The sequence below is a fragment of the Streptomyces macrosporus genome (genome assembly GCF_039533145.1).
Taxonomy (GTDB): domain Bacteria; phylum Actinomycetota; class Actinomycetes; order Streptomycetales; family Streptomycetaceae; genus Streptomyces; species Streptomyces macrosporus.
Genome location: NZ_BAAASZ010000017.1, coordinates 1 through 11,584, shown reverse-complemented (window position 1 = coordinate 11,584; position 11,584 = coordinate 1). Strand labels below are relative to the sequence as shown.

Below are 11,584 nucleotides of genomic sequence, written 5' to 3'. Positions count from 1 at the left end.
CCGCGCGGGGCGCCGGGCCGCCGGCCAGGACGGCGCCCAGGGCGAGGGCACCGACGCCCAGGCCGGCCGTGAGGCGTCGGATCGTGCCGGGTCTTCTCATCGTTCGTCCTCTCGTTCTCGTCGCGTCGTCGCGCCGTCGTGTCGGACGTGCCGCCGGGCGGGGCCGGTCACCGGCGGCGGATCACCGGCTCCCCTCCCGGGTCTCCTCGGCTTCCTCGGTCTCCCCGGTCTCCTCGGCTTCCTCGGCGGGGGACGCGGCCCGGCGCAGGACCACGACGCCGCGCGGGGCGAGGGCGAGCACCCCGTCCGCGCCGCCCGCCGTCCGGCCCGCCAGCACCTCACCGGTGACGCCGGGCAGCTCGACCGCCTCGTCGGTGCGGTTCACCAGGAACCAGTACGCGGCGCCGTCGCCCTCGCGCACCGCCAGCTCCACCCGGCCGCGGGCGTCCTCGGGCAGTTCGCCGGCGATCCCCGCCGCGTCGAGCAGCCGGCCCAGGACGCCGGTCAGGCCGTCCGCGCCCAGCCGGGTCGACACGTACGCGGCCGAGCCGCCGCCCACCCGGCGGCGGGTGATCGCGGGCCGCCCGGCCTGGTCGCCCGTGCGGTAGGCGGCGAGGACCTCGACGGCGGGGTCGGTGAGGGTGAGCCGGTCCGTCCACAGCGTCCCGGTGGTGCCGTCGTCCAGCTCGACGCTCTCGTCGTCCCCCAAGGGGGCGAACTCCTCGACGCGGATGCCGAGCAGGTCCCGCAGCGGGCCCGGGTAGCCGCCGAGCCAGGCGTGGTCGTTCTCGTCGACGATGCCCGAGAAGTACGTGGTGACCAGGTGCCCGCCGCCCTCGACGTAGCCGGTGAGCTGCTTGGCCAGCTCCCCGGGCACCATGTGGAGCACGGGCGCGACGACGAGCCCGTAGCCGTCCAGTTCCGTGCCCACGGGGACGACGTCCGCCCGCACGCCCAGGGCGAGGAACGCCGAGTACCAGTCGAGCGCCTCCTGCCGGTAGCGCAGCCGCGAGGTGGGGTGGGAGTCCTGCTCGCAGGCCCACCACGACTCCCAGTCGAAGACGATGGCCGCCGGCGCGGGGGCGCGCCCCGAGCCCACCACGGGGGCCAGTTCGCGCAGGACGCGCCCGAGGTCGACCACGGAGCGGAACACGTCGCTGTCGGGACCGGCGTGCGGAACCATCGCCGAGTGGTACTTCTCGGCGCCCGCCGCCGACTGGCGCCACTGGAAGAAGCAGACCGCGTCGGCGCCGTGCGCCACGTGCAGCAGCGAGTCGCGGGCCAGCTCCCCGTCGCGCTTGGCGCGGTTGACCGGCTGCCAGTTGACGGCGCTGGTGGAGTGCTCCATGAGGAACCACGGCCGCCCGCCCGCGATGTTGCCCGTGAGGTTGGCCGAGAACGACAGCTCGTCCAGGGCCCGGGGCCCGGGGACGACGTAGTGGTCGTTGGAGACGAAGTCCACCTCCGCGGCCCAGTCGGCGTAGTTCATGCCCCGGGTCTCGCCCATGACCATGAAGTTGGTGGTCACCGGCACGTCGGGCGTGATCCGCCGCAGCACGTCGCGCTCGGCCCGCAGGTGCTCCTTGAGCGCGTCGGAGGAGAAGCGCTTGAAGTCCAACTGCTGGGTGGGGTTGAGGTGCGAGGCGGCCAGCCGGGGCGGCAGGATCTGCTCCCAGTCGGTGTACCGCTGCGACCAGAAGGCCGTCCCCCAGGCGTGGTTGAGCGCGTCGAGGGTCCCGTAGCGGGAGCGCAGCCACGCCCGGAAGGCGCGGGCGGCGTCGTCGGAGTGGTCGTAGACGTTGTGGCAGCCCAGCTCGTTGTTCACGTGCCAGGCGACGAGCGCGGGGTGGTCGCGGTAGCGCTCGGCCATCGCGGTGACCAGGCGCAGCGCGTACGCGCGGAAGACCGGCGAGGTGGGCCGCCAGTGCTGGCGGGCGCCGGGCCACACGGTCTCGCCCGACCGGGTGACGGGCAGGACCTCGGGGTGGGCCGCGGTCAGCCACGGGGGCGGGGAGGCGGTCGCGGTGGCCAGGTCGACGGCGATGCCGCCGCCGTGGAGGAGGTCCATCGCCTCGTCCAGCCAGTCGAAGTCCCAGACGTCCTCGGCCGGTTGGATGCGCGCCCAGGAGAAGATCGCCAGCGAGACGACGGTGACGCCCGCCTCGCGCATCAGCCGGACGTCCTCGTCCCACACCTCGCGCGGCCACTGGTCCGGGTTGTAGTCGGCGCCGTAGGCGAACCCCGGGACGGTGCCGTCGCCCGTGCGGCGCAGCATCGGAGGCAGGGGAACGCGGGTCATGGGGATTCCTTCCGTGAAGGGGCCGGGTCGGACCGTGGGGGGCGCGGCGGGGGTGTGGGAGGGGAAGGGGGAGCCGGCGGGGCTCACTCGACGACGGTGAAGCCCTGTTCCCTGCCGTACTCGACGGAGGAGCGCCGCCAGTCCTCCAACCCCTCGGCCAGCGACGTGTCGGAGACGTAGGCCTTGCCGACGGTGTCGTTGAAGACGGAGTTCGCGTAGACCTGGTAGGGCAGGTAGGTCCAGCCCTCGGAGACGTTCGCGGAGGACTCGGCGAATATCTCGTTGGCCCGCTGGCCGCCGAAGTACTCGAACTCGGCGCGCAGGAACTCCTCGGACTCCAGGTCCGCCGTGGTCGCGGGGAAGGCCCCGGCCTCGATGCGGGCCCGCACGCCGTCGCCCGTGGTGGCGTACCGAGCGAAGGCGTAGGCCAGCTCCTCGTTCTCGGCGGCCTTGGGCAGCGCCAGTCCGCTGCCGCCGTTCTCCGCGCTGTCGGAGGCGCCCTCCTGCCACTGCGGGAGCGGTGCCACGCGCCAGGAGCCGGAGGCCTTCGGCACGCCGGACTCGAAGTTGGCGGGCATCCAGGCGCCGGCGGGCAGGGTGGCGATGGTGCCGTCGGCCAGGCCCCGGTACCACTCGTCGCTCCAGGAGGTCACGGGTGCCAGGAGGTCCTCGTCGAGCAACCGCTGCCAGGTCTCGGCGTACGCCCTGGAGCCCTCGTCGGAGAAGTCGACCGCCACCTCGGTGCCGTCGGTCTTGTAGGGGCGTCCGCCGGCCTGCCAGATGAGGCTGGTGGCCAGCCCCGGCTCCCCGGTGTCGTTGGTGATGTAGACGTCCGGGTCGGCCTTGTGGAGGGCGCGTGCCGCGTCCACGTACTCGTCCCAGGTGGTGGGCACCTCGATGCCGTGCTCGTCGAAGACGTCCTTGTTGTAGTACAGCACCATGGGGCCGGAGTCCATGGGCAGGGCGTGGACGCCGTCGAAGGCCCGCACGGCGTTCCACGGGCCGGGCGCGAAGGTGCCCTCCAACTCGTCCGCGCCGAGGGGGGAGAGGTCGTGGACGCCCCGGGTCAGCGCGAACTGTCCCAGGGCGAAGTACTCGACCTGCGCCACGTCGGGCACGCCGGAACCGGCCGAGATCGCGTTCTGCAGCGCGGTGTAGTGGTCGTTGCCGGAGCCGGCGTTGACCAGTTCGACGTCGACCTTCGGGTACTTCTTCTCGAAGCCGGCGACGACCTGCTTCAGGGTGGGCTCCCACCCCCACACGGTGATCGAGCCGCCCTTCTCCAGGGCCGCCCGGACATCGGAGGCGGAGACCCCTTCGAGGGACTCGTCCGCACTGTCCGGGCCCCCGCACGCCGCCGTGCCGAGGACGGCGGCGCACAGCAGTCCCAGACCGCGCAGCAGGCGGCGCGTCGTGGTGGTCATGGGTCCTCACTTCGTCGTGTCGGACGGGAGACGGGGACGGGAGACGGGACGGGGAGGGAGCGGGGCGGGCCGGGGCCTCACTCCTTGACGCTCCCGGCGGCCAGGCCCGTGCGCCAGTGGCGCTGGAGCAGGAGGAAGGCGGCGATCAGCGGGACGATGGTGAGCAGCGAGCCGGTGATCACCAGGTCGAAGACCGCCTCGCCGCCGGCCGCCGACGCCTGGGCGTTCCAGGCGTCCAGCCCCAGCGTCAGCGGATACCAGTCGGGGTCCTTGATCATGATCAGCGGCAGGAAGTAGTTGTTCCAGGTCGCGACCATGGTGAACAGCGAGACCGTGACGATGCCGGGTCCCAGCAGCGGCAGGGCGACGCGGAAGAAGGTGAGCGCCTCGCCCGCCCCGTCGATGCGGGCGGCCTCCAGCAGTTCCGCGGGGACCGCCTCGGTGGTGAAGACCCACATCAGGTACAGGCCGAAGGGCGAGATCAGCGAGGGGACGATCACCGCCCAGGGGGTGTTGGTCAGGCCCAGCTCGCTGAACATCAGGAAGGTGGGGACGGCCAGGGCGGTGCCCGGCACCGCGACGGCTCCGATGACCACGGCGAAGACCGCGCGCCTGCCGGGGAAGTCGAACTTCGCCAGCCCGTAGCCGCCCAGGACCGCGAGGAACGTCGCGCCGCCCGCGCCCAGCACGACGTACAGGACCGTGTTGAGCAGCCAGCGCACGAAGACCCCGTCGTCGTAGCTCAGTGTCCGCGCGATGTTCTCCCAGAGGGCGAAGTCCTCGTCGAACCACAGACCGGAGGAGTCGAACAGGCCCTCCTGGGTCTTGGTGGCGCTGATGGCCAGCCACACCAGCGGGACCAGGGAGTAGAGGAGCACCAGGCCGGTGAGCACCGTGAGGGTCACGCTGCGGCGCGGGCGGTCGGCCGAGTGACGCCGGCGCGGTGCGCGCGGTCGCGCGGCGGAGCGGTCGCGTCCCCCGGACGCGGGCCGGCTGGTGGACGGGGTGGGGGCCGGGGTGGGGAGCGGGGCGCTCATCGCGTCTCACGCCTCCTTCCGCGTGCCGCGCAGTTGCACGGCGTAGGCGACGGCCATCGTGATCAGGCCCATGACGACCGCGACGGTCGCCGCGTAGTTGTGCTGCAACCCGGAGAAGGACAGCGAGTAGGTGTAGAGGTTGGGCGTGTAGTCGGTGGTGAGGGCGTTGGGCGCCAGGTTCCGCAGGATGTTCGGCTCGTTGAAGAGCTGGAAGCTGCCGATGACCGAGAAGACGGCCGCGATCGTCAGGGCGCCGCGGAGGGCGGGGAGTTTGATGGCGGTGACGACGCGGAACTGGCCGGCGCCGTCGATCTCCGCGGCCTCGTAGAGGGAGCGGGGCACCACCCGCAGCGCGGAGTAGAGGATGAGCATGTTGTAGCCCGTGAACTCCCAGGTCACGATGTTGCCGATGGAGGCCAGCACCAGATCGGGGGAGAGGGGATCGGGCAGGGAGACGTCCAGGGCCTCGTCGAGGTCGCCCAGCAGCCCGATGCGCGTGCCGTACATGAAGCCCCACATCAGGGTGGCGACCACGGCGGGGACGGCGTAGGGCAGGAAGATCGCCATCCGGAAGAAGTTCCTCCCGTACAGCCGTCCGCTGTCGATCGCCAGGGCCACCAGCAGCGCGATGCCCAGCATGATCGGGACCTGGACGGCCAGGAACAGCGCCACCCGGCCGAGCCCCTCCCAGAACCGGGGGTCCTCCAGGGCCCGCCGGTAGTTCTCCAGGCCCACGAAGACGGTGCCGCCGATCATCCGCTGCCGGAACAGGCTCAGGTAGAGGGAGTAGGCGATCGGGGCCAGGAACACCAGGCCGAAGACGGCGAGGAAGGGGCCGACGAAGCCCCAGCCCACCCAGGCGCGCCTGTCGCGGCGTCCGCGCGGTGGGGCCGGGAGTTCCGCCGCCGGAGGCGGTGACGTCGTCGTCATGCTCGTTCCTCGTCCCTCGTTTCGCTCGGCGCCCCGACGGGGGTCGGACAGGAGGGATGTTTGCGTAAACATTCCCCACCCGGAAGAGCGGCGACAGGGGAAATGTTTACGTAAACATCGGCTGGCGTGATGTCTACACTGCACCGTTGACGAGGGTCAAGGGTCGTGAACGGGTTCCCCGGCCCGGAACGAGAGGGCACGCATGGACGGCATCGTGGACACCCCGCGCAAGAGCGGCGGGCGGACGGCCCCGGACGGAGCCGCCCCGTCGCGGCCGAAGCGGGGCGCGTCCATGGCGGACGTCGCCCGTCTGGCCGGCGTGTCCGCGCAGACCGTCTCGCGCGTCTCCAACGGCTACCCCGGGGTCACCGAGACGACGCGGCAGCAGGTGCTCGCCGCCATGCGGAAGCTCGGCTACCGGCCGAACAGCGCCGCGCGCGCCCTCAAGCGGGGCGAGTTCCGCACGATCGGCGTCATCCTCTTCACCCTCTCGACCACCGGCAACGTGCGCACCCTGGAGGCCATCGCCACATCGGCGGCCCGGGAGGGGTACGCCGTCACGCTCCTGCCGGTGGCCGTGCCGACCCAGGACGAGGTGCGCGGCGCCTTCACGCGGCTGGGCGAACTCGCGGTGGACGCCGTCATCGTCATCATGGAGGTCCACCTCCTGGACGCCGCGACGGTGTCCCTCCCGCCCAACACACAGGTCGTCGTGGCCGACTCGGACGCCGGCGACCGCTACAGCGTGGTCGACACCGACCAGGCGGGCGGCACCCGCGCGGCCGTGCGGCACCTCCTCGACCTCGGCCACCGCACCGTGTGGCACCTCGCCGGGCCGGAGGAGTCGTTCGCGGCGCAGCGGCGCGCCGACGCCTGGCGGGCCACCCTGACGGAGGCCGGCCGCGAGGTGCCCGAGATGGTGCGGGGCGACTGGTCCGCCGAGTCGGGGTACCGCGCCGGGCTGCGGATCGCGGAGGAACCCGACTGCACCGCGGTCTTCGCGGCCAACGACCAGATGGCGCTCGGCCTGCTGCGCGCACTCCACGAGAAGGGCAGGGCCGTGCCGGACGACGTCAGCGTGATCGGCTTCGACGACATCCCGGAGGCGGGGTCGTTCGTGCCGCCGCTCACCACCGTCCACCAGGACTTCGCCGAGGTCGGCCGGCGGTGCGTCCAGGGGGTCCTGCGGCAGATCCGCGGCGAGTCGGCCGAGCGGGGGACCACGCTCGTCCCGACGCGCCTGGTCGTACGGCAGTCCACCGCGCCGCCCCCGGCGAGGTGACGCCCGCCCCGCCGCACGGCGGCCCGTCCGGCGTCAACTCCCGCCGTCCGCCTCGGCGTCGACGTCGTACCAGTCGTCGGCCAGCAGCCCGGCGTGCGAGGGCTGCACCCCGACCTGCACGGTGCCGTCCGCGGTGACGAACCGCAGATGGGCGGCGAGCGTCCGGCTCCGTCCGTCGGGGGAGGCGCAGATCGACTCCGGCTCGAGATAGACGTACTTGCCCGGCTGGATCCAACTCCGGCGCGCCATACGGCGACCGGCCTTCAGCAACTCCAACGCTGCGGAGAAGTCCATGCGTCGAGCGTAGTCGTCCACCCGGACGGGGCTTGAAAACGCAGGAGCGTATGTGCTAGGGCCGCCGCCTCCTGGGGACGCCGTGTCGACCTTCAAGCCGCTTGAACGTCGACAACCGCCCGCATGGACGGCACCGAAGCGCTGATGAGCATCGGCACGTTCGCACGGCCGGGTGGGGCCGGCGCCGTGCGCCAGGTCGCGCCGGCGGTGGCGTCCGCTCCCGTACGGGAGGAGTTCCCGGTGCTCGGCTGCGTCTTGATCGACATCGAACGCCAGGAAGTGCGGCTGGTGGCCACGGACCGCTACCGCCTGGCGGTCCGCGCGCTGCGGCCCCTCTCCGCCGAGGGCGGCCCGCGCCGCGTCCTGGTCGGCGCCTCGGAGTTGAAGGACGTCGCGTCCTGGGCCGGGCCCCTGCCGGACGTCGACATCGAGGTGGACCGGCGGGGCGTACGGCTCCACGGCGGCCGTGCCGCACGCGCCCTCCCCACCGTCGACGAGACGTTCCCCGACTACCGGATGATCCTGGACGACCTGCCGGCCGCCCGGCACCGGATCATCGCGGACCGGACCGCCCTCCGCGCGGCGATCGCCGAGGCCGGGCACGACGGGCCCCTCACCCTGCGGACCGACGAACGGCGGCTCACCCTCGCGTTCCGCGGCTCGGCCACCGCCACGCTCCCCGCCGTCTGCACCGGGGCGCCCGTGCGCATCGCCTTCGACCCGGGGGTCCTCCCGCCGGCGCTCGACGCCGGCGTCGGCCCCGACGCGCTGCCGGAGATCTCCTCGCCGACCCGGCCCGTGGTCGTCCGCCCCGCCGACCAGGGCAGTTTCACCACCCTGGTCATGCCGGTCCACGAGGCCCCGACCGCCGCGTGACCCTCCACCCCACCGCCCCTTCACACCCCCAACCGGCCCATCGAGAAAGCGAGACCACGACCCTGGACCCCGACAACCCCGTCGTCGGGCTGTGCGCCCAGGGCGTGCGGGCCGAGGCCGAAGGCCGGGACGCCGACGCCCGCGACCTCTTCCGACAGGCCTGGGAGACCGCCCGCGACGACTACGAGGCGTGCGTCGCCGCCCACTACCTCGCGCGGCACCAGCCGACGCCCCGACAGACCCCGCACCGGAACCAGGAGTGCCTGAACCGCGCGAACCCGGTCGGCGACGACCGCGTCAAGGGCTTCCACGCCTCCCTCCACGCGAACCCGACAAGGCGCGGGAGCACTTCGAGCCGGCCGCCGCCCACGTCGACGACGTGCCGCCGGGGCAGTACGCCGACCGGACCCGCATGGCGATCGCCGAGGGGCTGCGCTCCACCGGGGCGACCGGGCCACGGGCCGCCGACGGTCTTCCGACGGCCCTGTTCACGAGGTTCCGCGAACGCGGCGACCTCAAGGCCCTGGGGCTGATCCTCCCCGCCTACCTCGCGGACCTCGGGACGGAGGACGACCGGGTGCGGCTCGTCACGGCCCTGCACGTGGTCCACGCCGCCCGATGGCTGCCGGAGGACGAACAGCGCACCCCCGGCAAGGCCCTCGGCGCGCCGGCCGGCACCGCCACGGCTCCCTGAACCACGTCCGGACCACCCCGCGTCCGGAGCCCGGTCCGCCGCCGTGTGGTGTGCGGCCGGCCCCGCAGTGGGGGCGTCCACCGGGCGCGGAGCGTCGGTGCCGGGGTCCGACGACGGCTCACAGGCCCACCACGCCGCCCGCCGCCGTCATCTCGTACTCCAGCGTGATCTCCCGTCTCTCGCCCGGCGCCGGCCGGAGCACGTACCGCAGCATGCCGTCCGCGTCGACGCCCTCGTCCGGTTCCGGCCGGCACGCCCCCTGCCTCAGCCGCACCTCGACCGCGGAGACCTCCGAGACCGGAATCCGCTCGCGGAGGACGAACTCCACCGCCTCGCCGTCCGACGGCGCGTCGAGCCGCGACACGAACAGCCGCACCCTGCGCGTGATCACCGTGCGCTGGTTGATCCCCGTCAGGCCCGCGGTGTCGCGGCTCTCCTCGACGTGGCGCACCACCCGGTAGGTGTCCTCGCTGCCGAACGACAGCAGGAGTTCCTCGCCGAGCCCGGTGAACGGCAGTTCGCCCCGGCCGGTGAACCCGCTGCCGCGCACCAGGTCCACCGGCCCGGCCAGCAGGACGTGCCCGCCCTCGTTGACCAGGCGGGCCACCCGCGTCACCAGGGGCGACAGCTCGGGCACGCAGACCAGTTCGGTGCGGCACGGCGCGGTGAACGACGACAGGCGCACCCGGTGGGGACGCCCGTCGGAGACGACCGCGACGGGGGCCGGGGCGGTCAGCACCCGCACCTCGCCGCCGTCGGCGAGACCGGGCAGCTCTCCGTCCCCGGACCCGTCGGCGGACGACCCGGCGCCGACGGTACGGACCTCCTCCTCGCGCAGGTCGATCTCGACCGTGCGGCGCTCCTCGGCGGAGCGGTCGCGCAGGACCAGCACGTCCTCGTGGAGCGCCGGAGGGCCGGCGGCCAGGGTGGGGCGGGCGGTGGACAGTGACAGCCGCACCCCGTCCCAGTCCTCGCCGGTGCGCTGCCACACCACCGCGTCGGTCTCCAGGAGCACCGACCGCTCGTCCTCGGTCAGCGTGGCCCGGTAGGCCGGACGCCACAGGGCGCAGGGGACCAGATGGGTCACGCGGAGCACGGCCGGCCCCGCGCGGTCGGCCTCGACGACCACCTCCACGGCGGCCGTCAGCTCCTCCGGCTCCTCCTCGGTGCGGGCCAGGGCCTCGCGCGCCTCCCGCACCTCCTCCTCCAGGTCCCGCAACCGGCGGCGCAGACGGTGCAGTTCGGCGCCGCGGGCCTCGGCCTCCGCGTCGACCCGCTCCAGCCGGTCCGCCCAGCGCTCCGGATCGGCGCCGCCCGCCCCCGAGCTCTCGGCGACGTCGCGGTACAGGTCCGCCCGGGCCTGGGCGACGACCGCGAGCCGGCTCTCCAGTCGCTGTCGGTGCAGGCCGGCCTCGCGGATCTCCCGTTCGAGCGCGTGGACCTCCCGGCGCAGCTCGGACGCGCCCTCTCCCGGCCCGTCCGGCGGAGGGGGCGTGTAGGCGCGGACGACTCGGGCGTCGACGACCCGGACGCCGGGGGCGCCCGTCGGGGGCTCCCCTCCGTCCGACGGGCCGGGGACGATCTCCGCGCGCAGGGAACGGTCCACGGCCAGCGGCGTCACCGGTCCGATGCGCAACCGCTGGGCCCCGGCGGTCAGTTCGACGGGCCCCTGCCGCTCGACCTGGGCGCGGTCCTCCAAGCACGTCACCGCGGTGATCGGCAGGGGAACGGGCTCCCGGCGGGAGGTCGGGTCGCCGGCGGAACCGGCCGGGAAACCGGTCGGGGAACCCGTGGGGAAGACGGTCTCCGTCATGGTGTGGCCCAGTCCCTCCGGTTCCCGCCGACCAGCGCCCTGCCCGCGGGGACGCGGATCTCGTACCCGCCCGTGAGCACGGTCGTCCGGCCGGGCTCCAGCTCCACCCGCCAGATCCGCGCCCCGCGCACGTGGCGGCCGTCCCCTCCGTCGCCGCCGTCGAGCGGCTCGTCGTGGGGAGTCCAGGGCGGCGTGGCCCGGCGCTCCTCGATCCGCACGTCCTTCTCGTCGGACACGGGCACGCGCTCGCGGACCTCGACCGTCACCCGGTGCGGAAGGCGGTTGGCGAGTTCGACCTCGACGGTGTGGTCGAGCACCGTGGTGCCTCCGCGCAACCCGGCGGTGGACTCGCGCAGGTGTGTGCGCCGCGCCACCCGCACGCTCTCCACGGCGCCGATCCCGACCCGCCGGCACTCGCCGGGGGCGAGGGTGGGCAGCGGCGCGGTGAGGACGAACTCGCCGTTCACGGTGACGTCGGCCGGTCCGGCCAGCAGCGCGTGGCGGGAGGTGTTGGTCAGCAGCACCGTGCCGTACACGGTCTGGTCCACCGAGGGCACGCACACGTACTCCGGCACCGTCTCCACCGGTATCTCGCACACCGGGACCGTGTGCCAGGCGCCGTCCGCCGCCACGTCCACCGGCGCGGCCGTGTCGTACCGGTGGTGGAAGGAGCCGGCGGAGTGCCGCACGTCGACCGCCCGGGACGGCCGCGCCAGCCGCGCCACGGACTCGGCCCGGCGCCGGTACTCGGCGACGACCGCGCCCGCCTCGGCCGGCGCGGGCCGCAGCCTCCCGCGCCGGCCGGGCTCGTCCGGCCCGGCCAGGATCAGGCGGGAGTAGTCGAGCAGGTCCCCGCTCGGGCTCGGCGACGGGGGTTCCGGGGGCGGCGGCGCGGCCCCGGGGGGCTGGGGCGCGGGGCCTCCACCGGCCGGTGG

General features: G+C 74.0%; 11 protein-coding genes. 3 read left to right on the top strand and 8 right to left on the bottom strand.

Going from position 1 to position 11,584, the window contains the following annotated elements:
• Positions 1-181 precede the first annotated feature (181 nt).
• The 4 genes from ABD335_RS08530 to ABD335_RS08515 all read right to left on the bottom strand — a co-directional run bounded on the left by ABD335_RS08530 (position 182) and on the right by ABD335_RS08515 (position 5,690).
• Entirely contained in the window at positions 182-2,299 is a 2,118-nt protein-coding gene (locus ABD335_RS08530) for a beta-galactosidase (RefSeq protein WP_425583578.1), read from the bottom strand.
• An 83-nt stretch (positions 2,300-2,382) separates the two neighbouring features.
• Positions 2,383-3,723, bottom strand: a complete 1,341-nt coding sequence (locus ABD335_RS08525) for an ABC transporter substrate-binding protein (RefSeq protein ID WP_344321515.1) — start codon at positions 3,721-3,723, stop codon at positions 2,383-2,385.
• A 77-nt stretch (positions 3,724-3,800) separates the two neighbouring features.
• Complete coding sequence (locus tag ABD335_RS08520) at positions 3,801-4,760, bottom strand: carbohydrate ABC transporter permease (protein ID WP_344321514.1); 960 nt, start codon at positions 4,758-4,760, stop codon at positions 3,801-3,803.
• Positions 4,761-4,766: 6 nt separating this feature from the next.
• A complete protein-coding gene (locus ABD335_RS08515) occupies positions 4,767-5,690 on the bottom strand; it encodes a carbohydrate ABC transporter permease (RefSeq protein WP_344321513.1) in 924 nt (307 codons plus the stop codon).
• A gap of 292 nt (positions 5,691-5,982) precedes the next feature.
• Here ABD335_RS08515 and ABD335_RS08510 point away from each other — a divergent pair, with 292 nt between their 5' ends.
• Positions 5,983-6,972, top strand: a complete 990-nt coding sequence (locus ABD335_RS08510; RefSeq protein ID WP_344322098.1) for a LacI family DNA-binding transcriptional regulator — start codon at positions 5,983-5,985, stop codon at positions 6,970-6,972.
• Between the two features lie 33 nt (positions 6,973-7,005).
• Here the strand turns inward: ABD335_RS08510 and ABD335_RS08505 are convergent, their stop codons facing one another.
• A complete protein-coding gene (locus tag ABD335_RS08505; RefSeq protein WP_344321512.1) occupies positions 7,006-7,266 on the bottom strand; it encodes a Thoeris anti-defense Tad2 family protein in 261 nt (86 codons plus the stop codon).
• Between the two features lie 123 nt (positions 7,267-7,389).
• Here ABD335_RS08505 and ABD335_RS08500 point away from each other — a divergent pair, with 123 nt between their 5' ends.
• Complete coding sequence (locus ABD335_RS08500) at positions 7,390-8,142, top strand: DNA polymerase III subunit beta family protein (protein ID WP_344321511.1); 753 nt, start codon at positions 7,390-7,392, stop codon at positions 8,140-8,142.
• 20 nt (positions 8,143-8,162) lie between these two features.
• Here ABD335_RS08500 and ABD335_RS08495 read toward each other — a convergent pair whose 3' ends face one another.
• Positions 8,163-8,453, bottom strand: coding sequence for a hypothetical protein (locus ABD335_RS08495; RefSeq protein WP_344321510.1), 291 nt, complete (start codon positions 8,451-8,453; stop codon positions 8,163-8,165).
• A 68-nt stretch (positions 8,454-8,521) separates the two neighbouring features.
• On the opposite strand from ABD335_RS08495, the gene ABD335_RS08490 reads away from it, so the two are divergent.
• The gene (locus ABD335_RS08490) at positions 8,522-8,836 is read left to right on the top strand and encodes a hypothetical protein (protein ID WP_344321509.1); all 315 of its coding nucleotides are present in this window, start codon (positions 8,522-8,524) and stop codon (positions 8,834-8,836) included.
• A gap of 118 nt (positions 8,837-8,954) precedes the next feature.
• Here ABD335_RS08490 and ABD335_RS08485 read toward each other — a convergent pair whose 3' ends face one another.
• Both ABD335_RS08485 and ABD335_RS08480 read right to left on the bottom strand, forming a co-directional pair.
• Positions 8,955-10,649 (bottom strand): DUF4139 domain-containing protein, encoded by a 1,695-nt coding sequence (locus tag ABD335_RS08485; RefSeq protein ID WP_344321508.1) that lies wholly within the window; start codon positions 10,647-10,649, stop codon positions 8,955-8,957.
• On the bottom strand, positions 10,646-11,584 hold a 939-nt coding region (locus ABD335_RS08480; protein WP_344321507.1), incomplete at its 5' end, for a DUF4139 domain-containing protein. The genes ABD335_RS08485 and ABD335_RS08480, both read right to left, overlap by 4 nt.